The sequence below is a fragment of the Phenylobacterium sp. genome (assembly GCF_046290725.1).
In the GTDB taxonomy this organism is placed as follows: Bacteria; Pseudomonadota; Alphaproteobacteria; order Caulobacterales; family Caulobacteraceae; genus Phenylobacterium.
Map to the genome: position 1 here is coordinate 286,863 of NZ_JBKBUH010000002.1, position 25,379 is coordinate 312,241.

Consider the following 25,379-nt stretch of genomic DNA (forward strand, 5'->3'; position numbering starts at 1 on the left):
GCTCGCAGGGTGGAAGGCCGCTTAAGACAGGCCATGAAGATTCGGAAGCGGCATCAGCCCCTCGATCTGGAATCCCTGGGCTACGACGATCAGGAGCCGGCGCGCGCGCCGGCGGCGGAACCCGAGCGCCCTTCCGAACCGATGCTGGAGCCGGCGGCCGACGCGCCGCTCGCCCGTGAGCCGGGCGAGGCGCGGGTGACGGCGGCCGCCCCGCGCGTGCCTGCGCCTCGGCCGGCCCTGGAGGCGCCGACGGCCGATCCGCTGCCGCCGGCCTGGCCGGTCTATCTGGCGGCGCTTGTCGTTTCCGTGCTCTGGGCCTTGGCGCCGATCGCCTTTGCTTGGGGATACCGGCGGTCGATCGCGCCCTTCGATTTCGATCCGTTCGCGATCACGGTCTTCGCGATGCTGGCCCTGGGGCCGGCCCTGCTGGTCTGGCTGGGCGCCTACATGATCCGCCAGGGACAGAAGCTGGGCGCCGAGGCGCAACGCGCCAAGCGGATGGCCGACGACTTGGCCGCGCCCGCCCTGGCCGCCGGCCTTCAGACCGTCGACGTGGCGCACGGCGTGCGTGAGGAGATCGGCTTGGCCGCCGCCGCCGCCCAGGAGGCGCGGGAGACGCTGCTGGCCCTGCGCCAGGCGCTGGCGGTGGAGACCGAGCAGCTGGTCGAGGCGGCCTCGAGCTCGGCGCGCACCGCCAAGGGCCTGGCCGAGACGCTGGGGCGCGAACGATCGGAGATGGCCGGGCTCTCGGGCGTCCTTGACGGCCAGGCGACGGCCGTGGCCGATGCGATCACCCGGCAGGCGCGAATGGTGGCCGAGGCTTCGGACCTGGCCCAGACCCAGCTTCGGGAAGCCGAGGCGGCCCTGGCCGCGCGGGCGGCCGACCTGGCCGCCGCCGCAGGCGAGACCACCGATGCGGCGCGCACCGCCGCCGACGACCTGACCCGCCACATCGCCCGCCTGGAAACCGCAGGCCTGGGGGTGCGCGAGCAGATCTCGGCCGTGGAGAAGGACCTGACCGAGCAGCGGGCGGGGCTGGTGACCGTCTCCCACGCCTTGCGGGCCGACCAGGAGGCTTTCGCGGCCCAGGCGGAGAGCCATGCGGCGAAGCTGGCCGAGTTCATCGCCCAAGCCAGGCTCTCGGCCGCGGAAATGGGCGACCGGGCGGTGAAGGGCGGCGAGGCCCTGCGCCAGCTGATCGCCCAGGCGGCCGAGCAGTTCCGGGAGCTGGCGGATTCCGCCCGGGCCGAGCGCGACGAATTCGGCCAGTCGACGCTACATGCCCTGGAGGCCGTCTCCGACGCCGCCGGCCAGGAACGCGCGCGGCTGGAGGAGCAGACCCGCGCGGCGATCACCGCCCTGGCGAGCGCCGCGGAGGAGACCCGCGCGGCGGCGGCCAAGCACGCCGAGGCCGCGCGCGACCAGGTGGACCAGCTCTCGGAAGCCGCCTTCACCGCCGGCCAGCACGCCAACAAGGTGTTCGAGGCGCGGCTGGCCGAGGCCCGGGCCCTGATCGAGCAGTCCGCCCATATGGTGGAGGAAGCCGGCGCGGCCACGGCGCGGAAGCTGGAGGAGGGCGCCCGGTCGGCCCGCACCACTCTGGACGAGCTGAACCGCATCCTGGCCGATGTGGACGCCCGCGCCGCCCAGCTGCCGCAGCGGGCTCGCGGCGAGGCCGAACAGGTGCGGCGGGCGGTGACCGAGAGCCTGGAAGACCTGATGGAGCAGGCTCGCCGCACGGCCGAAGAGACCCAGGCCATCGACGAGGCCTTCCAGGAGCGGGTGCGGCGCAACTACGAAGTCCTGAGCGACGCCGTGCGGCTGATGGGTTCTGTGGCGACGCTTGCGCCGCCGCCCGCCCCGCGGGAGCGACCCGCTCGGGTTGCGGCGCCCGAGCCGGAGCGACGGCCCCTCCGCCGCGCCGAAGCCCCCGCGCCCGCGCCCGAGCCGATGGAGGAAGCCGAACTCGAACTCGAACTCGGGCTGGACCAGGCCGTTTCTCCGCCGACCGATGAAGAGCGCAGCTCACGTCCCCGATTGCGCCTGACGCCCACGGCGACGGACGAGGAGTTCTCCCAGGTCTTCGAACAGGCGAGCGGCCGCCCGCCGGCGGAGGCCGCCGAGCCCACCGAGGCCGCAGAGGGCTGGAGCTGGAAGGATCTGCTGTCCTCCCTCGACGAGGTGGACGAGGACGATGCGGAGGCGGAACTCGCCGACCTCCTGACCCACGAGATCACCGCAATGGGGATCGATCCGCTGGCGCTTCTGCCCAAGAGCCGGGTGGAGGAACTGGCGGCGACGGTCCAGACCGGCGATCTGGGAGGTGCGCGGGAAGTGGTTCGACGGCTGGCGCCCGCGGCGACCCGGCGGCTGACGCGCAGGATCATGAGCGACAAGGCGCTGGAGCGTCAGGTGGTGAAATACCTGATCCAGTACGGCGAACTGCTGGAGGACGCCGTCGAGCGCGATCCCGCCGGGTTTACCGTCGGGAGCCTGCTCGGCTCCGACGCCGGGCGGACCTATCTGCTGCTCAACGCCGCGGCCGGCGACCGGATTTGACCCGACGGCTGGCGGTCCGCGAGGAGAGCTGGCCGCTGGCGGCGGTGTTTGCGATTTCGCGCGGGGCCAAGACGGCCGCGCAGGTGATCGTGGCGGAGATTTCGGACGGGCGGGCGACCGGGCGCGGGGAGGCCGTTCCCTATGCCCGCTACGGCCAGACGCCGGCCGGCGAGATCGCCGCGATCGAGGCGCTGAGGCCGGACCTTGAGGCGGGGCTGGATCGGCGCGGGCTCCAGAACCGCCTGCCGGCTGGCGCGGCCCGGAACGCCCTGGATTGCGCGCTCTGGGACCTGGAGGCGAAGGTGGCCGGGGTTCCGGCCTGGGCCTTGGCCGGTCGGCGGCGGCTCGATCCGGTGAAGACCTGTCTCACGCTCAGCCTGGATACGCCGGAGAAGATGGCCGAGGCCGCCCGGGCTGCGGCGCGCCGGCCGATGCTGAAGCTGAAGATCGGCGGGGCCGACGACCTGGACCGGGTGATCGCCGTGCGCGAGGCCGCCCCGCGGACGCGCCTGATCGTCGACGCCAACGAGGCGCTGGATTTCGAGGCCCTGAGGCGGCTGGCGCCGGAGCTGGCCCGCCTGGAGGTCAAGATGATCGAGCAGCCCCTGCCGGCGCAGGCCGATGAGGCTCTGGAAGGCTATGAGAGCCCCGTCCTGCTCTGCGCCGACGAGAGCCTGCACACTCGCGCCGACCTGTCCCGCTGCGTGCGGCGCTATGGTGCGGTCAACATCAAGCTCGACAAGACCGGGGGCCTGACCGAGGCCCTGGCCCTGGCCGCTGAGGCGCGCGCCGTGGGCCTGCAGATCATGGCGGGCTGCATGGTGGCCACTTCGCTGGCCATGGCCCCGACCATGATCCTGGCGCAGGGCGCCGAGGTGGTGGATCTGGACGGTCCCCTGCTGCTGGCCCGGGATCGCGAGCCCGGCCTGACCTACCAGGGCTCCTTGATCCTGCCGCCGCCGCCGGAGCTGTGGGGCTGAAGGAGCCGCAGCCGGAGGCCGCGCGTTTCGTTGTCATGTCCGAGGCGAAGGACAAGGCCCATCGGGCGTGGCGCGTGGCCGAGCGCGTCAAGCGGCTGTCGGACCGGATGGTGACGGTCGGGCCGTTCGGGGTCGGGCTGGACGGGGTCCTGGCCTGGCTGCCCGGCGTCGGCACCGCCTACGGCCTTGGGGCGGGCGGCCTCCTGATCGCGCACGGCGTCGCGGCCGGCGCCTCGCCGTTCACCCTGCTGCGGATGACGGCCTATATCGGCCTGGACACGGCCGCCTCCGTGCCGCCGGTGATCGGCTGGGCCATCGACACCCTGTTCCCCGGCCATCTGATGGCGGCCAGGGCCCTGCAGAAGGACATCGAGCGCCGGCACGGCCCGTCCGAGTTGCCGGCCGGCTGGAGGCCCGGACAGGCGCGCCGCGGCATGCGCAATGTCACGCCGCGGGCCTAGCCTGCGCTCCGCGCCGGAGGCCTTCGTCAGGCCTGGCGGGCCACCAGGTCGGCATAGCGTTGCAGGTACAGCGGCCAGCCGCCGTCTCCGGCGACGCCGTCGCGTTCGCTTTCCCAGCCTTCGCCGTGGCGCTCCAGGTTCCGATGCTCGAGTTCGACCCGGGTCCGCTCGGCGGTTTCCGCGATGAAGCGGACCTCCCATTCGCTGAGCCTGGCGGGGTCGGTCTCGATCTGCCATCGCGGGCTGATGTTCCAGCTCAGGAGCACGCGGTGCGGCGGTTCGTAGGCCAGAACGCTCGCCCACCGGCATTCGCTGCCGTCGACGCCACGGTCATAGACGTGGCCGCCGACCCGAGGCTCGAACACCGTCTCGGCGATCGGCACGCCGAGCAGATTGTGTTCGGGCGGCTTGAAGCGGCCGAAGTCTTCCGTGAAGACCTTGAACGCCCGCGCGATCGGCGCGTCGACGACGATGGACTTCTTCACGGACGCGGGTGTCACGACAGTGCTCATGGGGTTTCCTTCGAGGCTTGTTCGACGGCCAGCTTGTAGGCGGCGAGAGTCTTGTCCCAGAACCGGTCGAGCCAGGCGCGCATGGCGCCCAGGCCCGCTGGGTCGATCTGGTAGACGCGGCGCGTCCCTTCAGCCCGGTCGGTCACGAGACCGGCTTCCTTCAACACCTTCAGGTGCTGCGAGACCGCCGGCCGGCTGACGGGCAGGCGCCGCGCGATCTCGCCGACCGCGGCCGGGCCGGACGCCAGGCGCTCGAACACTTGGCGCCGCGTGGGATCGGCGAGGGCGGCGAAGGCGCGTGATTGGTTAGTCATGACTTACGGTAAGCAGGTGCTTACATATGAGTCAAGCTCTTGGTGCGTGCGAACCGTTTGCGGCGCACACCCGGCCAACGAGAAGTCAGGGACTGGCGGCCGTGATCCCGCCGGCGGGCCAGCTGCGTCTAGGCGGTTTCCAGCTGGGCGTAGCCCATCTGCTCGTTCAGCCGCTCCATGACCTCGATGGCCGCATCCGGAACCGAGGTGCCGGGGGTGAAGATCGCGGCGACGCCCATGTCCTTGAGCGCCTGGAAGTCTTCCGGCGGGATGACGCCCCCGACCACCACGAGGATGTCGGGCCGGCCGAGCTTGGCGAGCTCTTCCTTCAGCTCCGGGACCAAGGTCAGGTGGCCGGCGGCGAGCGAGCTAGCGCCGACCGCATGGACGCCTTCGGCTACCGCCTGGGCGGCGGCCTCGGCGGGCGTCTGGAAGAGGTCGCCGATATCGACCTCGAAGCCCAGATCGACGAAGCCGGAGGCGATCACCTTCTGGCCGCGGTCGTGGCCGTCCTGGCCCATCTTGGCGACCAGGATGCGCGGCTTGCGGCCGTCGGCCTGCTTGAAGGCTTCGGTCATGGCGCGGGCGCGGTCGGCTTGGGGGGTCTTGCCGGATTCCCGCAGATAGACGCCCGAGACGGCCGAGGCATGGGCCTTATGCCGGTCGAACACCTTCTCCAGCGCGTCGCTGATCTCGCCCACCGTGGCCTTGGCCCGGGCGGCGGCGACGGAGAGCTCCAGCAGATTGCCGTTTCCGGCCGCGCCGTTGGTCAGGGCGGTCAGGGCCTGCTCGACGGCGACCGGGTCGCGCTCGGCCCGCAGGCGCTTGAGCTTTTCAAGCTGGCGCTCGCGCACGGCGGTGTTGTCCACCTTGAGCACCGGGATCTCGTCGGCGCCTTCGGGGCGGTAGCGGTTGACCCCCACCACGCTCTGGCGGCCGGAATCGATCGCGGCCTGGGTGCGGGCCGACGCTTCCTCGATGCGGCGCTTGGGCAGGCCGTCCTCGATGGCGCGGGCCATGCCGCCCAGGGCCTCGACCTCGGCGATGTGCTCGAGCGCGCGGGCGGCAAGGTCGGCGGTGAGGCGCTCCACATAGTAGGAGCCGCCCCAGGGGTCGATCACCCGGGTCTGGCCGCTTTCCAGCTGCAGGAAGAGCTGGGTGTTGCGGGCGATGCGGGCCGAGAAGTCGGTGGGCAGGGCCAGGGCCTCGTCCAGCGAGTTGGTGTGCAGGCTCTGGGTCTGGCCGCCGACGGCGGCCATGGCCTCGACGCAGGTGCGGGCGACGTTGTTGAAGACGTCGTGGGCCGCCAGGCTCCAGCCGCTGGTCTGGGTGTGGGCGCGGAGCGAAAGGGAGCGGCTGTCCTTCGGGTCGAAGTTTTCCTTCATCAGCTTGGCCCAGAGCAGGCGGCCCGCCCGCTGCTTGGCTATCTCCATGAAGGCGTTCATGCCCGCGTTCCAGAAGAACGAAAGGCGGGGCGCGAACTGGTCGACGCTCATGCCGGCGGCGATGCCGGCGCGCACGTATTCGATCCCGTCGGCCAGGGTGTAGGCCAGTTCCAGGTCCAGCGTCGCGCCGGCCTCCTGGATGTGATAGCCGCTGATCGAGATCGAGTTGAACTTCGGCATTTCGCGCGAAGTGTATGAAAAGATGTCGGAAATGATCCGCATCGAGGGTCCGGGCGGATAGATGTATGTGTTCCGGACCAGGAACTCCTTGAGGATGTCGTTCTGGATCGTGCCCGACAGCTTGTCGTGGCCGACGCCCTGTTCCTCGGCGGCGACGATGTAGAGCGCCATGACCGGCAGGACCGCGCCGTTCATGGTCATGGAGACGCTCATCCGGTCGAGCGGGATGCCGTCGAACAGGGTGCGCATGTCGAGGATGGAGTCGATGGCGACCCCCGCCATGCCGACGTCGCCCTTCACCCGCGGGTGGTCGGAATCGTAGCCGCGGTGGGTGGCGAGGTCGAAGGCCACGGACAGGCCCATCTGACCGGCGGCGAGGTTGCGCCGGTAGAAGGCGTTGGAATCCTCCGCGGTGGAGAAGCCGGCGTACTGGCGGATGGTCCAGGGGTTGGTGGTGTAGACGGTGGGATAGGGGCCGCGCAGGAAGGGCGCGATCCCGGGATAGCCGCCGCCGAGGCCAGCCGCGTCGGCGGGGCCGTAGGCGGGTTGGACGGCGACGCCCTCGGGCGTCATCCACGGCTCGCCGGTCACGGGGGGGCGCGGCGCGGCGGGGCTGTCGAAAGCCAGGGCGGCGAAGTCGGGGAACCGGGTCATTGGGCGGCCTCGTGGGGCTGGGCGAGGCGGATGGGCGTGAGCGGCGGACAGGCGCTGTCGGGGCCCGGCAAGCGCGGGGAAGGGGCTTCCACGGCGCGGGGCGACGGGCGCTCCACCTCCACCGGCGCGTCCTGGGCGGGCGGGAAGGCCGTCACGCCGACGATCTTCGGGGGCTCGGCCTCCCGGGCGGTGCGGGCCTTGGCCACGGCTTCGACGACGAGGCCGGCGGAGAGCGCGGCGGCGAGGCCGCCGGCCGCCTCGATCGCCTGGAACTGCGCCCAGGCGGCGCGGGCGATCTGATCGGTCAGCGCCTCCACATAGCCGGAGCCGGCGGCGGGGTCGGCTACGCGGCCGATGTGCGCCTCCTCCATCAGGACCAGCTGCGTGTTGCGGCTCTGGCGTCGGCCGAAGGCGGTGGGCAGGCCAAGGGCGTCGGTGAAGGCGCCCAGGACCACCGCGTCCGCCCCGCCGACGGCCGCGCCGAAGCCGGCGGCGGTGAGCCGCAGCATGTTGGTCCAGGGATCCTTGGCCGTCAGCATGCGTCGGGAGGAACAGGCCTCGATCATGGCCGGCATGGGCGCGCCGCAGGCCTCGGCGATGCGCTCCCAGAGGAGGCGGGCGGCGCGCAGCTTGGCGATCACCAGGAAGTAGTCGGCGTCGGCCGCAAGGCCGATCACGACGCCCCTCAGCGCCTGCTCCATGGAAAGGCCCGCGCGCACCACGGCCTTGGCGTAGGCGACCGCCGCGGCCATGGCGAAGGCGAGCTCGGCCGCTTCGCCCCCGCCGGCCTCGTGCACGACCCGGCCGGAAGCCAGGAAGAGCCGGGCCTCCGGATAGGTGTCGGCCAGGCGCGCGGCGACGGTGGCGGCGGAGACCAGGTGGCTTTCGATCGGCCCGGGGCTGGCGCCGCTCTCGGCGAAGGCGCTCAAGGGGTCGAGGTGGAACAGGAGCTTGGCGCGGGGCGAGGCCTTGGCGAGGCTTGCCAGCCAATCGGCCGCCTTTGGCCCGAGGAAGCCGGCGTCGAGCCCGACGGGGGCCAGCTCGAGGAGAACGCCCTCCAGGCTCCGGGCCAGGTCTCCGGCGGAGCCGACCGCCACGCCGGTTGCGCCGGTGGGATCGATGCGGACGAGCGCCGAGGCCGCGCCCCCCTCGAGATCCGCCAAGATCTCGCGGTTGGCCCGCGCGGGATCGGGATGAGCCGTAACGATGCGCAGGTCCCAGGCGCGCTCCACGTCGTGCGGACGGGGCGTGAAGGCGGCCGGGGCCTGGGCCATCGGATAGAGCGGTTCGATCGGCAGGCCCTCTGCGGTGGCGCGGCGCAGGCTGTCGAGCGGGGCTCCTTTAAGGGTCTTTTCCACGAGGGCGCGCCAGTCGGAGTCCTGGGCGGGCGGGAAGGCGGCGGTCAGCGAGGCGAAGTCGGCCATGGGCCGCATTGGGCCTTCCGAAAGGGGCGCGTCAAGGCGCCGCCGGGTCAGCCTCGACACGGGCTTGCGCGTGAAGCTAACATATGTATACGCTGTAAAAATAAAGCTGCCGCCATTCGAGAAAAGGACGCATTTCCATGGCCCTGCCTCCCGTGCTCGCCGAACGCCTGCGCATTCCAGTGATCGGTTCGCCGCTGTTCATCATCTCCGGACCGGAGCTGGTGATCGCCCAGTGCAAGGCCGGGGTGGTGGGCTCGTTCCCGGCGCTCAACGCGCGGCCGGCGAGCCAGCTTGACGAGTGGCTGGCCCAGATCACCGAGGAGCTGGCCGACTGGGACCGCAAGAATCCGGACCGGCCCTCCGCACCCTTCGCCATGAACCAGATCGTGCACAAGACCAACGACCGGCTCGAGCACGATGTCGAGATGGCGGTGAAGTACAAGGTGCCGATCACCATCACCTCGCTGGGCGCGCGCGAGGACGTGAACCAGGCGATCCACTCCTATGGCGGGGTGGTGCTGCACGACGTCATCAACGACCGGTTCGCCCGAAAGGCCGTGGAGAAGGGCGCCGACGGCCTGATCCCGGTGGCGGCGGGGGCCGGCGGTCACGCGGGCGGCCTGTCGCCCTTCGCCCTGATCCAGGAGATCCGCGAATGGTTCGATGGACCGGTGGCGCTGTCGGGCGCCATCGCCAACGGCGCCGCGGTCCTGGCGGCCCAGGCCATGGGCGCGGACCTGGCCTATATCGGCTCGGCCTTCATCGCCACGAAGGAGGCCAATGCCGTCCAGGGTTACAAGGACATGATCGTCGCCAGCCGCGGCGATGATATCGTCTATTCCAACCTGTTCACCGGCGTGCACGGCAACTATCTGCGCCCGTCCATCGAGGCCGCGGGGCTCGACCCCGACAACCTGCCCGAAGCCGATCCCTCGAAGATGAACTTCGGATCGGGCGGCAACACCAAGGCCAAGGCTTGGAAGGACATCTGGGGCTGCGGCCAGGGCATCGGGGCGGTGAAGAACATTCCCTCCGCCGGCGAGATGGTCGACCGGCTGGCGGCCGAGTACGAGGCGGCCAAGGCGGCCCTGGCGGCCAAGACGGCGCTGACGCGCGGCCAGGCGCTCGCCTGGGCGGCGGAGTAGTCAGCTGCCGGTCGAGGTGTATTTCGACACCCCGACGCGCCAGGCGGCGAAGGACATCGCCAGGAAGAGGAATCCTGCCGTTGGGGTCAGCGGTAGGATCCAGTCCGGCGCGCCCAGGGGGTCGGGCTTGTCCAGGATCGCCAGCACCGGGAAGTAGGCGACGCAGCCCAGGGGCACGACGAAGATCAGGAAGTCGCGGAACCAGCCAGCATAGATGCTGAGCGGGAACTGGGCGGCCTGGACGCCGCCATAGGTGAGCACGTTGGCCACCTCCAGGCTCTCCACCGTCCAGAAGGCGAGGGTGGCCTGCAGCACCAGGAGGCCGGCAAAGAGGGCGACGCCGCCGGCCACGGCGAAGAGCGCGACGGCGAGATCGCTAGCGTCCCATCGGTGGCCGGCGAGCCAGGTCCCGGCGACGAGCACCGCCAGGCCCTGGAGGATCCGCCCGAAGCGGCTGAGCCGGAATTCGTGGCCGAGTAGCTGCAGCGTGGCGGAGCGGGGCCGGAGCAGGATGCGGTCGAAGGCGCCCGTCTTGACGAACTCCGCGCCGAAGACGTCGAAGCCGCGGGTGACGAGGTCGGCCAGGGCGAAGGTGATGTTGATGAGGCCGTAGAAGAAGGCGACCTCGCCGAAGGTCCAGCCCTGGACCTGGCCGAAGCGGTCGAACAGCGCCCAGACGGCGACGATCTCGATGGCGGTGGTGGCGAGGTGAGAGGCCCCGAGCATCAGGGTGGAGGCCGGATACTGCGCCTGGGCCCGCAGGGATGCGGCGATGTAGCGGCCATAGAGGGAAAGGGCGTTCACGAGTTCAGCCTCCCTGCACCTGGAGGCGGTCCATGACCTTTTCCATCGCAAGGCGGCCGAGGAGGACGAAGGCGAGTGTCCAGAAGGCCTGCAAGGCGATCCCCGTCCAGGCGGCGCTTCCGGCCAGGTTGCCGGAGTAGATGCGGAAGGGGATGTCCACCAGGCCGGCGAAGGGCTGCGCCAGCAGGAACGTGTGCATCCAGTCCGGATAGAGGGCGAGCGGCAGGAGGCTGCCGGAGAAGACGGTGACCACCGGCATCATCACAGCATTGGCGCCGCGCGCATCCAGGCTGGCGGCCGCGGTCAGGTTGATGAGCATGATGAGGGCCGAAGACAGAAGGACCACCAGCACCATCGATAGGGTGAAGAGGGCCGCAGCTTCGAGGCTCGGGGGCGGGAGCCAGGCCCAGTCCGCCAGGCCGAGAAGGGGGAGGGCGATCCCGGCGGCTGCGAACATCAAGGCCGCGCGAGGCGCGGCGCGGGCGGTCATCCAACCGGCGGAGCGGGCGTACCAGTAGGCGTAGGTGTCGACGGGGCGCAGGCGGTCATAGGCGACCGCCCCGGTGCGGACCGACTGGCCGATTTCCGGATCGACGAACCAGGGCAGGAGGGCGAGGAAGGCCTGGGAGAGCCAGGTGTAGGTGATCGCCTGGGACAGGGTGATCGGGGCCTGAGCCGCGGCGGCCGGAGCCGCGGCGTAGAAGGCGGCATAGACCATCACCTTGATGGCGCCCCACCAGCATTGCGTGGCGAAGCCGGCCAGGGCCGCGGCGCGGTACTGCAGCATCAGCAGGAAGCGCGCGGTGAAGGCCGCGAGATACGGGCGCAGGGCGTGGGTGGTGACTCCGGACGCCGCCATCCTCACGCCTCCGCTGCGCCATGCAGGTCATAGAAGCGGGCGATAACCTCCTCGATGGCGGGCTGCTCGACGTGGACGTCCTCCACGGGATGGGCGGCGGCGATGGCGGCGATCAGGGCGGGGGCGGGGATGGCTGCAGGATCGAAGGCGAGCTCCAGGGCGCGATCCTTCCGGGCGCGGACCTCTACGCCGGGCATGGCGATCTCCGGCGCGTCGCCGGCGAAGTCCACGAACAGGCGCCGCTCGCGCAGGACGTCGCGGCGCAGAGTCTCGATGGGGCTGTCGGCGAGCACCCGGCCGTGGCCGATGACGATCACGCGCTCGGCCAGGGCTTCGATGTCATGCATGTCGTGGGTGGTGAGCAGGACGGTGACGCCGCGCTCGCGGTTGAGCCGCTTGACGAAGTCGCGCACCGCCAACTTGGACGGAGCGTCGAGGCCGATGGTCGGTTCATCCAGGAAGAGGATGCGCGGTTCGTGCAGCAGGGCCGCGCAGATTTCGGCGCGCATCCTCTGACCCAGGGAGAGCTGACGCACCGGCTGGTCGAGCAGGCGTTCCAGGCGGAGCAGGCTCACCAGCTCGTCGCGTGTACGGGCGTAGCGGGCGGGGTCGACGCGGTAGATGTCGCGCAGCAGGTCGAAGCCTTCGATCACCGGGAGGTCCCACCAGAGCTGGGTGCGCTGGCCGAACACCACGCCGATCCGAGCGACATGACGGATGCGGTCCTGCCAGGGGACGAACCCGTCCACCTCCACATGGCCGGATGAGGGGCGCAGGATGCCGGACAGGATTTTGATGGTGGTGGACTTTCCCGCCCCGTTGGGGCCGACGAAGCCGAGCAGTTCGCCGGGCTCGAGGGCGAAGGAAACGCCCTGGAGCGCTTCGACCGCGCGCCATCGGCGGCGCAGCAGGCCGCGCGCGGCGCCCAGCAGGCCGGGGTCGCGTTCGGCCACGCGATAGGTCTTGGCCAGGTCCCGAACCAGGATCTGGGGCATGGGGAACCGCCGCGATGTCAAAGAGGAAGCGGCACGCTAGGCGGGCGCCGTGGCGCCGTCAATCGCAGCGCCTGCCGAAAGGCGCAGCTATCAGCTTTTCTCACGACGCCCGGAATTCTCCGTAATGGCGTTGGAGGCCTTGACCGAGCATTGTCCAGCTCTCGAGTTCGGAGTGCGACATGGCCGAGGCGACCAGGCGGCGAAATCCCTTCACTTCGTTCGGCTTCCAGGTCCTGGCGGCCATGGTGATCGGCCTGGGGCTGGGGCTGTTGGCGCGGTCGATGGGTCCGGCCGAAGGCGAGGCGGGCTATCGCCTGGCTGAAACCCTGCGCCTGGTTGGGACGATCTTCATCCAACTCCTGCGCGTCCTGGTGCCGCCGCTGGTGTTCACCGCCATCGTGGCCTCCATCGCCAACCTGCGCGAGCTGCAGAACGCGGCCCAACTGGTCTGGCGCACCCTCGTGTGGTTCGCGGTCACCGCCCTGATCGCCGTCAGCATCGGCATCGCGCTGGGCCTGACGCTGCAGCCGGGGCTGAACACGACGGTGGAGGCGGCCGCGGCCGCCGCGCCGGCCAAGCCGGGCTCGTGGCTCGACTTCCTGACCGGGCTCGTGCCGGCGAACATGCTGGGGCTCTCGGCGGCGACGACCCTGGGCGAGGCCGGCGCGTCCACCGCCTTGAACTTCAACGTTCTGCAGATCGTGGTGGTGGCTTTGGTGACGGGAATCGCCGCAGTGCGGACCGGCGCGGCGGCCGAGCCGTTCCTGGCGTTCAACGCCTCGGCCCTGGCCATCGTGCGCAAGGTGCTGTGGTGGGTGATCCGGCTGACGCCGATCGGCACCATCGGCCTGTTCGGCAATGCGGTGGCCCGCTACGGCTGGGACGCCCTGGCCCAGCTGGGGGCGTTCGCATTCGCGGTCTATATCGGCCTGGGGCTGGTGCTGCTGGTGGTCTATCCGGCCCTGCTGGCGGCGCATGGGCTGAACCCGCTGAAGTTCTTCGCCGGCGCATGGCCTGCGATCCAGCTGGGCTTCGTTTCGCGATCCTCCATCGGGACGTTGCCCGTCACCGAGACGGTGACGGAGACTCGGCTGGGCGTGCCGCGGGCCTACGCCGCCTTCGCCGTGCCTTTGGGGGCCACGACGAAGATGGACGGCTGCGCGGCGATCTATCCGGCCATCGCGGCGATCTTCGTGGCGCAGTTCTATGGGATTTCGCTGGCCCTCAGCGACTACCTGCTGATCGTCTTCGTCTCGGTCATCGGCTCGGCGGCGACGGCCGGGCTGACCGGCGCGGTGGTGATGCTGACCCTGACGCTCTCGACGCTCGGTCTGCCGCTGGAGGGCGTCGGCCTGCTGCTGGCCATCGACCCGATCCTGGACATGGGGCGGACGGGCGTGAACGTCGCAGGCCAGGCGTTGATCCCGACCCTGGTCGCCAAGCGGCAGGGCATCCTCGACGAGAGCGTCTACAACGCCGGCGCGACGGCTGGGGATTTCGCCGGCGAGACCCCGCCGGGCTGATCGGCCGCAACTGCGGCGATTGTCGCGGGCCCCGAACCGCGCCACCATCGCCCGCCGCAGACGCGAGGGAGAGCGCATGGCCAGGGATGAGGGCGCGCAGAGGCGAGCCCTGCCGCGTCCGCAAGGCGAGGCCCTGCTGAAGGCCATGTTCGACGCCGCCGACGTGATCGCCGGCGTCTTCGAACTACTTGAGGACGACTATCGCTATGTGACCGCCAACCGGAATGCGGCGGCCTTCTACGGCAAACCGCCGGGCGGGCTGGACGGGCTGTGCGGGCGGGATCTCGGCCTCACGCCCGAGCAGATCCAGGTACGGATGGCGACCCTGCGCCACTGCTGGGCCAGCGGAGAGACGCAGACCCAGGAGTATCCGTTTCGCCTCCCGAACGGACGGTCGGGCTGGTTCCTGGGGACCTTCTCGCCGATCCGCGGGGAACGGCCCTGGGTCTCCTTCGTGGTGCTGGACATCACAGAGCGGCGGCTGGCGCAGATGGAGGCTCAGCGCCAGGGAGACCGGCTGGCGCTGGCGCTGGAGGCGGCGGACCTCGGGCTCTGGGAGTACGACCTGGCCGCCGATGTGGTGGACTGGGACGGGCGGATGCGGACGCTCTTCGGCGTGCCGGCCGACAAGCCCATCGACTTCGCGACCTATGCGGCGGCGGTTCATCCGGAGGATTTTCCCGCCGTCGAAGCCGCGTTCCGGCGGGCGGTCGCCGGCGAAAACGACGGCGGCTATGTGGTGGAGCATCGGATAGCGCCGGGCGAGGTCGGCGGCGTCCGCTGGATTCGCGGGGCCGCGCGGGTGGTGTTCGGCAAGGACGGCAAGCCGCGGCGGGTGATCGGCACCGCCCAGGACGTCACCGGGGAGGTCGAGGCGCGCGAGCGGCAGGACCTGCTGCTGGCGGAGCTGAACCACCGGGTGAAGAACAACCTGGCCGCGGTCCAGGCGATCGCCCAGCAGACCTTGAGGGCGACAGGGCGCGATCCCGAGGCGTTCCGCAAGGGATTCGAAGAGCGGCTGATGTCCCTGGCCCTGGGCCACGACCTGCTCACCCGCAACGCCTGGAGCATGGCGCCCTTGGAGGAGGTGCTGGAGGCGGCGCTGACCCCCTTCGCGGGCCAGGCGATCCGGGTCAGCGGCGGACCGGCCGGCGTTCGGGTGAAGCCGGAACTGGCGGTGAACCTGGTGATGATCCTGAACGAACTGGCGACCAATGCGGCCAAGTATGGGGCGCTGTCGGTCCCTGCCGGCGCCGTGAGCCTCGAATGGACGGCGAGCGCCGAGGGCCTGAGCGCCATCTGGCGGGAGCAGGGCGGGCCGCCGGTGGCGCCGCCCGCGCGGGAAGGCTTCGGCATGCGCATGAAGCGGCGCGCCCTGACGCCGTTTGGCGGCAAGGTCGAGGTCGCCTTCGAGCCGACCGGCCTGGTTTGCCGGTTGAGCGTCCCGCTGACGGCCGAGCCTTAGGCCTCCAGGGTCGCCTCAAGGGTGATCTCGGCTTTGAGCACCTTGGAGACGGGACAGTTGAGCTCGGCGTTGCGGGCGAGTTCGTCGAACTTCGCCTGGTCGATGCCCGGCACGCGGGCGCGCAAGGTGAGGGCCGAACGGGAGATCCTGAACCCGCCGCCTTCGGATTCCAGCGAGACGACGGCCTCCGTGGCGAGCTCCTCGGGCGTAAACCCGGCCGTCTGGAGTTGGAAGGCGAGCGCCATGGTGAAGCAGCCAGCGTGGGCGGCGGCGATCAGCTCCTCGGGATTGGTCCCCGGCTCGGTCTCGAAACGGGTCTTGTAGGAATAGGGCGTGGCCGAAAGCACGCCGGAATCGGTGGAAAGGTCGCCGGTTCCGTCCCGGCCGGTTCCGCGCCAGATCGCGCGCGCCTTGCGGTTCATGATCGCACTCCTGCTGGCCCCGACGGGATCAGGAAGGCGCAAGGCGCGCGGCGCGTCAAACGGCTTTGGCGCGCCCGTTCATCTCGTCGCCCGCGTCGCGCGGCAGGGGCAGGAAGAAGGCCAGCGAAATCAGGCTGACCAAGCCGATCACCGCGAAGGCGGGGGAGATGGCGGCGGTGGTGAGCTCGTGGTCGCCGCGCATCACCATGAAGGCGTGCATCAGGGTGGCGGCGAGGCCGACGCCGATCGACTGGACGAGCTGCTGCATCATGGAGGCGGTGGTGGTGGCGCGGCTCATCTGCGGCTGATCGATGTCGGCATAGGCCATGCCGTTGAGGCTGGTGAACTGCAGCGAGCGGAAGAAGCCGGAAACGCCGAGCACCAGCATGATCAGCCACTGGGGCGTGGTCGGCTGGAAGAAGGCGTAGGCGATGAAGGAGACCGCGACGATCACGGCGTTGATGCTGAGCACGGTGCGGAAGCCGAACCGCCGCAGGATCGGCGGGGCGGCGGTCTTCATGAGGAGGGCGCCGGCGGCCGCCACGAAGGTCAAGAGGCCGGCCTGAAAGGCCGACATGCCAAACCCGATCTGCAGCAGCATGGCCAGCATGAAGGGGGTCGCGCCCATGGCCACGCGCATGAAGGCGCCGCCGACCACCGAGGCGGTGAAGGTCTGGATGCGGAAGACCGAGAGATCGATGATCGCGTGGGGATTCCCGCGGGCGTGGCGCCAGTAGAGCGTGAGCGCCGCCAGCCCGCCGAGGAACAAGCCGGCCACGAGGGCGTCGGGCAGGAGGCCGCGGCCCAGGTTCTCGAATCCGAAGATCAGGCCGGCGAGGCCGAAGCCGGTGAGCAGGATGCCGATCCAGTCGATGGGGGAGACGTCCTGGGTCTTCACGTCGGGCACGTGGCGCAGGACGAGGGCGACGCCGACCACGGCGACCGGCAGGTTCATGAAGAATATCCAGCGCCAATCGGCGAAGGTGACGAGGGCGCCGCCGACCACCGGGCCGATCACCGGGCCGAGCAGGGCTGGCATGGTCATGATCGACATGGCGCCGACGAGCTCGGTCTTGGGCGTGGTGCGCAAGAGGACGAGGCGGCCGACCGGCAGCATCATGGCGCCGGCCATGCCCTGGAAAACCCGGGCGATGACGAGCTGGGTCAGGTCCTGCGCAAAGCCGCAGGCCGCCGAGGCGAGGGCGAAGAGCACGATGGCGACCAGGAAGACCTTCTTGGCCCCGAACTTGTCGGCCACCCAGCCGCTGACCGGCAGGAACACGGCCGAGGCGAGCAGGAACATGGTGATGGCCAGGTTCAGGCGGAGGGGCGGCTCGCCCATCGCTACGGCCATGGTCGGCAGGGCGTTGGAGAGCACCGTGGCGTTCATGGTCTGCATCAGCAGGGCCGAGCCGATGATGGCAGGCACGAGCCAGCCGCGGGGGGCAGAGGCTTCCTTCAGAGGAGCGTCGTCGAGCGGGCTCAAGGTTCGACCGCCAGCAGCTCGAGCAAGGGGCCCGTAGCCGCCTGCAGCTTTGCGCGCGCGTCGGGATCGAGCCCAGCGAGACGGCTGGCGAGCCAGTCGTTGCGCGAGCGCCGGACGGCCTCGAGCTGGGCGAGGCCGGCGGGCGTGATCTCCAGGCCGGACCGGCGTCCGTCCTCCGCATCGGCGGCGCGGGCAATCCAGCCGGCCGCTTCCAGGCGCTTCACGTGGGCCGACATGGTGGGGCGCGTGATCTGCTCGGCGTCGGCCAGATCGCAGACCCCGACGCCGGGACGGCGCCAGATCTGGCCGAGCAGGAGGGCGTCGAGCGGCGATGCGCCAGCGCGCTGGGCTTCCTGGCGCAGCCGGCGGGAGACACGCAGCAGGGCCGGCCGCAGGGCCTCGGCGAGAAGGTGGGGGTCTTGGGAAATCGTCATAGTTAGGTTGTCGAACTATCTACACACGCATCGCATCGATATCAAGGAGAAGAAATGCTCGTCATGCGGGAACATGCCGGACGGGCGCTAGTTAAGAGCGTAGGTCCAGCAGTCATCAGGCAGGTTTGCCATGCGTCTGAGCGATCATCCTGAACCGGAACTTCCCGAAACGGACCTTGCCGCCCTGGCGGCGGAGCTGCGGGCGGCGAGCCGCAGGCTCTCCCGGCGCCAGATCCTGGACTTGGCGGACCTGCTGCACGAGGTCATTCGCGAGCGGCAGGCGGAGGAGCGGTCGTGGCGGCGCCTGCAGTCGCGCTACGAGCAGGCCGAGGCGCATTGAGCGCGCCGCGAGCGGCGAGGGCGCAGGTCGCAAGCTGGCGGGCCAGGTTTTCCAGGTCTGCGGCGGCTTCCACGCAGGTCTGAAACTCCGCGGCGAAGTCGCGGGCGGCGGCGGCGCGTCCCCGATCACAGGCGGCCAGCGCCTGCTCGAGGGCTGTCTCGCAATCCGTCAGGGCTTTCGAGAACAGACCTCTTGGGGATGCCGCCCAGGCCCGGCGGAATTCCAGGGCGTCGGCGGCGCGGGCGCGGATGGCGGCTTCGGAGGGCGCGCGCATCGGCCCAGGTGAACAGGCCGCCCAGGCGACGCCGCGATGGCGGGCGGCCTCTTGGGCATGGAGTTCGACGCGGACGGCTTCGCGGCGCCGTTCGGCGGCGACCAGGGTCTCGAGCTGCATGTCCGGGTCGGCCATATGCAAATTGTATATTTAATACAAAACCTGGGCAACCGATAGATTGTAGATTTTATCCCCCGCGGGCGATGATCCTCCGCGCCTGGAAGGGCGGCACGATGGCGGTGATGTGGGCGGCCCAGCGGATCCGGGCGTCGCGCCGGGTGGGGCCGGCGACGCTTTCCAGGTCGTAAAGTCCCGCCGAGGAGCCCCGCAAGAGCCGCTTGACCAGCACCTCCTCGGTGTCGGTCTCGACCACCACGACGTGGCCCAGCATGTCCGGACTGGGCGGCGTCCGCTGGTCCTCGAAATAGATCAGGGCGCCGTCATCGGCCACGCCGCGCATGGAATGGCCGGCGACATGGAGGGCCACGGCGCGATCGGTCCCTCCCGGCGGGATTGGGGCCAGGTCTCCCGCGTCCTGGCCTGTGGCGTAGAGCACCACGCCCTCCGGATCGGCTCCGACCTTGCCGATCACCGGGACCATCCCCTGGGCGGCCTGGGGGCGCATGGCGCCCGAGGCGTCGTAGAGCCACTCCGGCCGGACCCCGAAGGCTGCGGCGTAGTCCTTGGCGCGGCGATAGGAGAAGGGGGCGTTGCCGTTCTCGTTGGAGGCGTAGGTGTTGCGGTTCCAGCCGAAGGCCTCTGCCGCGGCGGCGGCCGTTTCGTAGCCCGCCTCCAGGCGGGCGTGGCGCAGGCGTTCGGATCGTTGCTCCATCTCGATGGAGAGCTATAGGCGGTCTCTTGTGGAAAATCTACAGTTTCGGCTTGCCTGTTCACTGTATGTTCCATACACTTTCCGCCATGACCCAGTCCCAACCTTATGTGCGGCCGGTATGCGGCCAGGATTACGCGGCCCTACGACAAAGCGGGACGCCGGCCTCGCGCGCGCGAGTCGAGCTCGGCCTGGCGCCGGCGCGGTCGCTGCGGATGGAGCGGGCCTTCCGGGCTAAGGCCGGTCGTGGCGAGGGCGATCCGCAGCAGCCGAAGTTCGCGCGACACGAGGCCCATGTGGCCGCCGTGATGGCCCAGGGCGGCTTCTGCGCGCTTTCCGAACGCCGGGTGGGGCGCTCGGGCGTGTGCGTGGCGCTGCCGCTGATCTGGCCGAAGGGGGCTAAGCGTGGGTGAGGCGTCCGATGCGGTGGCGGAGTACGTGGCCGAGGCCCTGCGGCGCCGAAAGCCGGAACAGCGGCCGCTCTTCCTGCGCCAGCTGATCGCCTATGCGGCCGCGGGCCTGAGCCTGACCGAGGGCGAGGCGGCGGCGAGCGAGACGCTCTATCGCGCGGCCGACGCCGTGGTCGAACGCGGCCGGCCCTGAGACCACCTCCCATATTTCGTAGGAGTCGATCATGAGCCATGCGGCCCATCTGGCGCGGCTGGAACGCGCGCGCCTTCTGAAGATCGAGCGCCAAGCCAAGTCTCGCCAGGAGGCGCGCGAGGTCGCCGAGGGCGTGGCCGAGACGGTGGTCCTGTCGCGCGCCCGGGGCGCGGCCATCGACGATCCGCCCGCCGCGGCCGGGGGGCGGCGAGGCGCCTATCGCCGGGCGCCGGGGCTGGACTGGCTGGCGCGGCGCGGGCGGCTGACCCAGGCGCAGAAGGCGGCGGGCGAGCGTTACGGCGCCTGTTATCGCCGGGCGCTGGGGCCGCCGAGCCTAGGCTCCACCCTGGACGTCAAGCCCGGGCTGGGCGGCGGCGGGCCGCCGCTGACCGCGGTGGTCGCCCAGGCCGAGGCCAATCTTCGCGCGGCCGAGGCCCTGGCCCGCCTGCGCCGCCAGCTGCAGGGCCAGGCCGACCTGATCGCCGCCTGCGACACCGTCTGCGGCCAGGAACTGACCCCGCGCGAGGCGGCGGCCAGCGATCGCGAGGCCTATGTGCTGGAAGGCGTGCTGCGGGTCGCCCTGGATCTCCTGAGCGCGGAGGCGGCGCCGGCGAGCCTCCGATCAGGGGGATGAAGCCGGCGCGAACGGCCGAAGGTCCTCGGCGAGGCCGCCTTTGGCGTAGATGTCGTGAAGCTTCGGGTCGAGGCTGAGGGCGCGGGCGATGTCCGCCTGGCCTTCCGCCGACCGGCCGAGCCTGAGACGGGCGACGCCGCGCAGGAGGAGGGAGTCGAGGTGGTCGGGGGCGAGGGCGAGGGCCCGCTCCGCATCGGCCAAGGCCTCCTCGGACGCCGCAAGCCGCAGGAGGAGATGGGCGCGGCTGGAGAGGATGTCCGGCGAGTCCGCCTGCAGGGCCAGGGCGCGATCGCAGGCCGGGCGAGCCAGCTCCAACCCTTCCCCGGCCAGGGTTCTCGACCAGCAGAGACCGTTGAGCAGCTCCGCATTCTCCTCCCCAAGATCGACCGCTTTCTGATAGTCGCCGACGGCGCGGGAGAAGTCGTGCAAGTCGAGATGGGCGTCGCCCCGCGTCGCATAGGCCTTGCCGTAGCTTCTCAGCATGCCGATGGCGCGGGTCAGCGGCTCCAGGGCCGCCTGGGGTTCGCCCTTCTCGATCAGGACGTGGCCGCGCCGATGCAGGATGGCGGGGTCCTTCTTCAGCCGAAAGGCGTGGTCGAGATGGGCGAGCGCCTCGTCGTGGCGACCGAGCTTGCTCTCGGCGACGGCGAGATTGACCAGGGTCCAGACGTGGCGGGGATTGAGGGCGAGCGCCTGGCGGTAGTCGGCGACGGCTCTTTCCGGATCGCCGGCGTTCAGGAAGATGTTGCCGCGGTTCATGTGAGCCGAGGCGAGCTTGGGATCGAGGCGGATCGCCTCGTCCAGATCGCTCATCGCCGCCTGCGGACGCCCCTGCTTTTCGTGAATTGCGGCGCGGTTGTTGTACGCAACCGCCAGCGAGGGCGCGAAGCGAATGGCTTCGTCCAGATCGGCGCGGGCCGCGTCCAGTTCGCCCCTTTGGACCAGCAGGGCGGCGCGGTTCACGAGATAGTCGGGATTCGGCGCGGCCGCGGCGTTCGACGCCAGCATCAGGGCGAGAATGGCGATGGATGCGGCGCGCATGGCGACTCCCCGAAAGCTCTGCCGGAGCGAGCTTAGGCGGAGCCGGGAACGAGGCCAACCAGTGTAAGGGGTCGAGTAGTTGTTCTTGTTTTGTTCTTGACATGCTCGCCGGATTTCGGTAGGCTTTTCGTATTGTCGAGAGGTGCGGCCAGGGCTCTTGACGCCGAAGCGCGGGGCCGGCGGAGCACCGCCGGACGCGGCGGATCGCCTCCTTCGCCTGACGGAGTTCCAACATGATCAAGCTTGTGCCGACGCCGCCCGTGCGGCGGCGGGCGCCGGCGCGTTTCGGCGCGGCCCTGGCGGAGGCCATTTGCGAGCGGATCGCCGCTGGAGAGTCCTGGAGCCGCATCTGCGAGACGCCGGGCATGCCGGGCTATACGACCCTCTACGCCTGGCGGCGGCGCCATCCCGAGTTCGCCGCCCAGTTGGCCCAGGCGCAGGAGGCCGCGGCCGATCGGCTGATGGCGCGCGCCGTAGAGATCGCCGAGGAGGCGACCAAGGAGACCCTGAGCGAGGCGAAGCTGAAGATCGAGGCGCTGCGGGCCATGGTCCAGCGGCTGGACCGGGCGGCGGGCGAGGCGCCGGCCGGCGAAGCCCCGGCGCGCCCGGTGTTCAATGTGAAGCTTCTGAAGCTGGGCGAGGTGGACGATGCCGAAGCCGGTTAAGCCGGTGGAGGTGACCCTGCCCGAGGCCTGGCGGCCCAGGCCGTATCAGGTAGCGCTGTGGGACCACATGATGGGCGGCGGCAAACGGGCGGACGTGGCCGCGCACCGGCGCTGGGGCAAGGACGAGGTGGCCTTGCAGCTGGCCATGCGGAAGATGAGCTGGCGGCCGGGCGTCTATTGGCACCTGCTGCCGGAGGTGGGCCAGGGGCGGCGGGCGATCTGGGAGGCGGTGAACCCGCACACCGGGCGCAGGCGGATCGACGAGGCCTTTCCGCCGAAGCTGCGCCGCCGGACGCTGGACGGCGAGATGATGATCGAGCTGGAGAACGGCGCGGTCTGGCGCGTGCTCGGCTCGGACAATTACGACGCGCTGGTGGGCGCCCCGCCGCTGGGCGTGGTGTTTTCGGAATGGGCGCTCTCCAAGCCGGAGGCCTGGGCCTATCTGAGGCCGATCCTGGCGGAGAACGGCGGCTGGGCGGTGTTCCTGTGGACACCGAGGGGGCGCAACCACGCGGTCAAGGCCTTCGAGGCCCGCGCCCGCTCGCCCGGCTGGTTCACCCTGAGGGCGCCGGCCACCGAGACCGATGTCTTCACGCCCGAGCAGCTGGCCCGGGAGCGGGCGGAACTGATCGCCGAAACCGGCTCGACGGAGGAAGGGGAGGCGCGGTTCGCCAGCGAGTACCTCGTGGATTTCGAGGCCGCTGCGCCGGGCGCCTATTACGCCAGCCTCCTGAAGGCGGCGCAGGCGGCGGGGCGGATCGGCCGCGTCCCTTACGATCCGTCGCTGCCGGTGGATACGGCCTGGGACCTGGGCATCGACGACTATACGGCGGTCTGGTTCTTCCAGCGGGCGGGCCGGGAGATCCGCGCCATCGACTACTTCGAGACCGGCGGGGAGGGGCTGCAGGCCATCGTGCGCGAGGCCATCGCCGCCAAGCCCTATGTGTATGGGACCCACCACCTGCCGCACGACGTGATGGTGCGCGAGCTGGGGGCCGGCGGGCGCAGCCGGTACGAGACCCTGGAGGGCCTGGGCCTGCGGCCGATCCAGGTGGGCGCGGCCGCAGACCCGGAGGACCGGGTGAACGCCGCGCGGCTGATGATCCCGCTCACCTGGTTCGACGCCGAGGGCTGCGCGCGGGGATTGGAGCGCCTGCGCGCCTATCGCAAGCGCTGGAACCGGGCGACGGCCAGCTATGCCGGCCCGCTGCACGACGCCGCCAGCCACGGCGCCGACGCCTTCGGGGAGTACGCGCTGAACCGGCGGGGGGCGGCGACGGGTGCGGCTGCGCCGCGGCGGGCGGCGGGGGAGCCGTTGGGGTGGATGGGGTGAGGTGCTGTGCTCCGACCCCGAGTTTCACGTCGAGCTTTTTCAAACGACCGACCGCCGGCCCTGGAGGCTCGCGCGGCAGGAGATCCCATGTCCGAAGAGATCTTGAAGGACGCCCGCGCGGCGTTCGAGCTGGCGCGCGCATGCGAGGCGGAGAACCGGCGCGAGGCGCTGGACGACCTGCGTTTCGCGCGGCTGGGCGAGCAGTGGCCGGAGAAGGTGCGGCGCGAGCGCGAGTTGGACGGGCGGCCGTGTCTGACCATCAACCGCCTGCCGGCCTTCATCCGCCAGGTCGTCAACGACGCGCGGCAGAACAAGCCGGCCATCGTCTGCCATCCGGTGGACGATGGGGCGGACCCCGAAACGGCCGAGATCCTGAACGGCCTGATCCGCGCCATCGAGCAGGGCTCAGACGCGGAGGTGGCCTACGACACCGCGCTCGACTTCGCGGTGACCTGCGGCTTCGGCTATTTCCGCATCAACACCCGCTACGCCCGCGACGACGCCTTCGAGCAGGACCTGGCGATCGAGCGGGTGGCCAACCCCTTCTCCATCTATGGCGACCCGGAATCGACGGCGGCCGACAGCAGCGACTGGAACACCGCCTTCGTGGTCGACAGCCTGCCGCGCGAAGCCTTCCTGGCCCGCTGGAAGGGCGCGGAACCTGCCGACTGGGGCGGGGCGGAGCCGGTGAGGGGCTTGAGCGCCGGGGAAGGTGAGCGGGTGACCATCGCCGAATACTGGCGGCGGGAGCCGGTGGTGCGCACGATCCTGGCGCTTTCCGACGGCCAGGTGATCGAGCAGGGGCTGTACGAAACCCAGAAGGCGCTGTTCGACGCGCTCGGCGTGAGCGTGATCGGCCAGCCGCGCCAGATCCTGGGCCACAAGGTGGTGCAGCGGCTGGCGAGCGGCGCCGAGGTGCTGGAGACCGTCGATTGGGCGGGTCGCTACATCCCCATCGTGCCGGTCTATGGCGAGGAGCTGCACGTGGACGGCCGGCGGGTGCTGCGCTCGCTGGTGCGGGACGCCAAGGACCCGCAGCGGATGTTCAACTATTGGCGGACCACCACCACCGAACTGGTGGCGCTGGCGCCCAAGGCGCCGTTCATCGGCCGGCGCGGCGCCTTCGAGACCGATGCGGCCAAGTGGGCGACGGCGAACGTCCAGAGCCACGCCTTCATCGAATATGACGGGCCGGAGCCGCCGATCCGCCAGCCCTTCGCCGGCGTGCCGGCAGGCGCGCTGCAGGAGGCCCTGAACGCCAGCGACGACATGAAGGCGATCATGGGCCTGCACGATGCGAGCCTGGGGGCGCGGTCGAACGAAACCTCCGGCCGCGCGATCATGGCCAGGCAGCGGGAGGGGGACACCTCCACCTTCCACTATATCGACAACCTCTCGCGCGCGATCCGGCACGCGGGCCGGATCCTGATCGACCTGATCCCCAAGGTCTATTCGACACCGCGGGTGATCCGGGTGCTGGGGGCGGACGGAAAACCGGGCCTGGCGGCCGTCAACCAAGGCCAGAGCGGGCGAGGGGAGGCCGCGGCCGAACAGGCGCGCAAGGTCGGCCGCATCTATGAGCTGGGGGTCGGCAAGTACGACGTGACGGTGCGGTCCGGCCCCAGTTTCACCTCCCGGCGGGAGGAGGCGGCGACCCAGATGATCGAGCTGATCCGCGCCTATCCGGCGGCCGCCCCGCTGATCGGCGACCTGCTGGCGCGCAATCTGGACTGGCCGGGCGCCGACGAGATCGCCGAGCGGCTGGCCGCCCAGCTGCCGCCTGCGATCAAGGGCGCCGCGCCGGAGATGGAACAGGCCAAGGCCCAGATGGCCAAGCTCGCCCAGGCCCTGCAGGCCGCGGGCGCCAAGATCGCCGACCTGCAGCAGGACCGCGCCCACGAGGCCCGCAAGCTGGAGATCGCCGCCTTCGAGGCGGAGACCGAGCGGATGCGGGTGATGGGGCGCGGCGCGGAGGCGCGGTGAAGAACCTGAAATTGG

General features: G+C 70.7%; 25 protein-coding genes. 12 read left to right on the forward strand and 13 right to left on the reverse strand.

Features of this window, described 5'->3' with window-relative positions; translation table 11 throughout:
- The first annotated feature begins 33 nt into the window (after positions 1–33).
- The 3 genes from ACK41C_RS12635 to ACK41C_RS12645 are packed head-to-tail and all read left to right on the forward strand — an operon-like array spanning position 34 to position 4,000.
- A complete protein-coding gene (locus ACK41C_RS12635) occupies positions 34–2,559 on the forward strand; it encodes a polar localization protein TipN (RefSeq protein WP_409654780.1) in 2,526 nt (841 codons plus the stop codon).
- Positions 2,556–3,539, forward strand: a complete 984-nt coding sequence (dgcA, locus tag ACK41C_RS12640) for an N-acetyl-D-Glu racemase DgcA (RefSeq protein ID WP_409654783.1) — start codon at positions 2,556–2,558, stop codon at positions 3,537–3,539. Before ACK41C_RS12635 ends, dgcA begins: the two co-directional genes overlap by 4 nt.
- Before the next feature lie 35 nt (positions 3,540–3,574).
- Complete coding sequence (locus ACK41C_RS12645) at positions 3,575–4,000, forward strand: DUF4112 domain-containing protein (protein WP_409654785.1); 426 nt, start codon at positions 3,575–3,577, stop codon at positions 3,998–4,000.
- A 26-nt stretch (positions 4,001–4,026) separates the two neighbouring features.
- Here the strand turns inward: ACK41C_RS12645 and ACK41C_RS12650 are convergent, their stop codons facing one another.
- The 4 genes from ACK41C_RS12650 to ACK41C_RS12665 all read right to left on the reverse strand — a co-directional run bounded on the left by ACK41C_RS12650 (position 4,027) and on the right by ACK41C_RS12665 (position 8,538).
- Positions 4,027–4,512: an SRPBCC family protein gene (locus ACK41C_RS12650; RefSeq protein ID WP_409654788.1), complete on the reverse strand. Its 486-nt coding sequence runs from the start codon at positions 4,510–4,512 to the stop codon at positions 4,027–4,029.
- Positions 4,509–4,826, reverse strand: a complete 318-nt coding sequence (locus ACK41C_RS12655) for an ArsR/SmtB family transcription factor (protein WP_409654791.1) — start codon at positions 4,824–4,826, stop codon at positions 4,509–4,511. Before ACK41C_RS12655 ends, ACK41C_RS12650 begins: the two co-directional genes overlap by 4 nt.
- A 128-nt stretch (positions 4,827–4,954) precedes the next feature.
- Positions 4,955–7,105, reverse strand: a complete 2,151-nt coding sequence (gene scpA, locus ACK41C_RS12660) for a methylmalonyl-CoA mutase (RefSeq protein WP_409654793.1) — start codon at positions 7,103–7,105, stop codon at positions 4,955–4,957.
- A complete protein-coding gene (locus ACK41C_RS12665) occupies positions 7,102–8,538 on the reverse strand; it encodes a methylmalonyl-CoA mutase family protein (protein WP_409654796.1) in 1,437 nt (478 codons plus the stop codon). The genes scpA and ACK41C_RS12665 overlap by 4 nt, the downstream gene beginning before the upstream one ends.
- A 128-nt stretch (positions 8,539–8,666) precedes the next feature.
- Here ACK41C_RS12665 and ACK41C_RS12670 point away from each other — a divergent pair, with 128 nt between their 5' ends.
- Complete coding sequence (locus ACK41C_RS12670) at positions 8,667–9,674, forward strand: NAD(P)H-dependent flavin oxidoreductase (RefSeq protein WP_409654799.1); 1,008 nt, start codon at positions 8,667–8,669, stop codon at positions 9,672–9,674.
- On the opposite strand, the gene ACK41C_RS12675 is transcribed toward ACK41C_RS12670, so the two are convergent.
- From ACK41C_RS12675 to ACK41C_RS12685, 3 genes are read right to left on the reverse strand one after another with little or no spacing between them, the layout of a single operon-like run.
- Complete coding sequence (locus ACK41C_RS12675; RefSeq protein WP_409654801.1) at positions 9,675–10,478, reverse strand: ABC transporter permease; 804 nt, start codon at positions 10,476–10,478, stop codon at positions 9,675–9,677.
- A 4-nt stretch (positions 10,479–10,482) separates the two neighbouring features.
- Positions 10,483–11,337, reverse strand: a complete 855-nt coding sequence (locus ACK41C_RS12680; protein WP_409654804.1) for an ABC transporter permease — start codon at positions 11,335–11,337, stop codon at positions 10,483–10,485.
- A gap of 2 nt (positions 11,338–11,339) precedes the next feature.
- Positions 11,340–12,332 carry an ATP-binding cassette domain-containing protein gene (locus ACK41C_RS12685; protein WP_409654807.1) on the reverse strand — a complete coding sequence of 331 codons (993 nt, stop codon included), beginning with the start codon at positions 12,330–12,332 and terminating at the stop codon, positions 11,340–11,342.
- 179 nt (positions 12,333–12,511) lie between these two features.
- Between ACK41C_RS12685 and ACK41C_RS12690 the strand changes: the two genes are divergently transcribed.
- Both ACK41C_RS12690 and ACK41C_RS12695 read left to right on the forward strand, forming a co-directional pair.
- A complete protein-coding gene (locus ACK41C_RS12690) occupies positions 12,512–13,855 on the forward strand; it encodes a dicarboxylate/amino acid:cation symporter (protein WP_409654809.1) in 1,344 nt (447 codons plus the stop codon).
- A gap of 76 nt (positions 13,856–13,931) precedes the next feature.
- Positions 13,932–15,320, forward strand: a complete 1,389-nt coding sequence (locus tag ACK41C_RS12695; protein ID WP_409654812.1) for a sensor histidine kinase — start codon at positions 13,932–13,934, stop codon at positions 15,318–15,320.
- On the opposite strand, the gene ACK41C_RS12700 is transcribed toward ACK41C_RS12695, so the two are convergent.
- The 5 genes from ACK41C_RS12700 to ACK41C_RS12720 form a co-directional block, all read right to left on the reverse strand.
- Complete coding sequence (locus ACK41C_RS12700; protein ID WP_409654815.1) at positions 15,317–15,742, reverse strand: OsmC family protein; 426 nt, start codon at positions 15,740–15,742, stop codon at positions 15,317–15,319. The genes ACK41C_RS12695 and ACK41C_RS12700 overlap by 4 nt on opposite strands.
- A gap of 55 nt (positions 15,743–15,797) precedes the next feature.
- Complete coding sequence (locus tag ACK41C_RS12705; RefSeq protein ID WP_409654818.1) at positions 15,798–17,228, reverse strand: MFS transporter; 1,431 nt, start codon at positions 17,226–17,228, stop codon at positions 15,798–15,800.
- Positions 17,225–17,662 (reverse strand): MarR family winged helix-turn-helix transcriptional regulator, encoded by a 438-nt coding sequence (locus tag ACK41C_RS12710; RefSeq protein ID WP_409654821.1) that lies wholly within the window; start codon positions 17,660–17,662, stop codon positions 17,225–17,227. Before ACK41C_RS12710 ends, ACK41C_RS12705 begins: the two co-directional genes overlap by 4 nt.
- Positions 17,663–17,925: 263 nt before the next feature.
- A complete protein-coding gene (locus ACK41C_RS12715; protein ID WP_409654823.1) occupies positions 17,926–18,411 on the reverse strand; it encodes a hypothetical protein in 486 nt (161 codons plus the stop codon).
- A gap of 52 nt (positions 18,412–18,463) precedes the next feature.
- Positions 18,464–19,108 (reverse strand): helix-turn-helix transcriptional regulator, encoded by a 645-nt coding sequence (locus ACK41C_RS12720; protein ID WP_409654825.1) that lies wholly within the window; start codon positions 19,106–19,108, stop codon positions 18,464–18,466.
- Between the two features lie 86 nt (positions 19,109–19,194).
- Here ACK41C_RS12720 and ACK41C_RS12725 point away from each other — a divergent pair, with 86 nt between their 5' ends.
- From ACK41C_RS12725 to ACK41C_RS12735, 3 genes are read left to right on the forward strand one after another with little or no spacing between them, the layout of a single operon-like run.
- Positions 19,195–19,518 carry a hypothetical protein gene (locus ACK41C_RS12725; protein WP_409654828.1) on the forward strand — a complete coding sequence of 108 codons (324 nt, stop codon included), beginning with the start codon at positions 19,195–19,197 and terminating at the stop codon, positions 19,516–19,518.
- Complete coding sequence (locus ACK41C_RS12730) at positions 19,511–19,708, forward strand: hypothetical protein (RefSeq protein ID WP_409654830.1); 198 nt, start codon at positions 19,511–19,513, stop codon at positions 19,706–19,708. Before ACK41C_RS12725 ends, ACK41C_RS12730 begins: the two co-directional genes overlap by 8 nt.
- A 31-nt stretch (positions 19,709–19,739) precedes the next feature.
- Positions 19,740–20,342, forward strand: a complete 603-nt coding sequence (locus ACK41C_RS12735; protein WP_409654833.1) for a hypothetical protein — start codon at positions 19,740–19,742, stop codon at positions 20,340–20,342.
- On the opposite strand, the gene ACK41C_RS12740 is transcribed toward ACK41C_RS12735, so the two are convergent.
- Positions 20,331–21,383 (reverse strand): tetratricopeptide repeat protein, encoded by a 1,053-nt coding sequence (locus tag ACK41C_RS12740; RefSeq protein ID WP_409654836.1) that lies wholly within the window; start codon positions 21,381–21,383, stop codon positions 20,331–20,333. The two genes, ACK41C_RS12735 and ACK41C_RS12740, sit on opposite strands and share 12 nt — an antisense overlap.
- Before the next feature lie 233 nt (positions 21,384–21,616).
- Between ACK41C_RS12740 and ACK41C_RS12745 the strand changes: the two genes are divergently transcribed.
- From ACK41C_RS12745 to ACK41C_RS12755, 3 genes are all read left to right on the forward strand, one after another.
- Positions 21,617–22,048, forward strand: coding sequence for a hypothetical protein (locus ACK41C_RS12745; protein ID WP_409654839.1), 432 nt, complete (start codon positions 21,617–21,619; stop codon positions 22,046–22,048).
- Positions 22,032–23,381 (forward strand): hypothetical protein, encoded by a 1,350-nt coding sequence (locus ACK41C_RS12750; RefSeq protein ID WP_409654842.1) that lies wholly within the window; start codon positions 22,032–22,034, stop codon positions 23,379–23,381. The genes ACK41C_RS12745 and ACK41C_RS12750 overlap by 17 nt, the downstream gene beginning before the upstream one ends.
- Positions 23,382–23,468: 87 nt before the next feature.
- On the forward strand, positions 23,469–25,364 hold the full coding sequence (locus tag ACK41C_RS12755; protein ID WP_409654844.1) for a portal protein: 1,896 nt from the start codon (positions 23,469–23,471) through the stop codon (positions 25,362–25,364).
- Positions 25,365–25,379 lie beyond the last annotated feature (15 nt).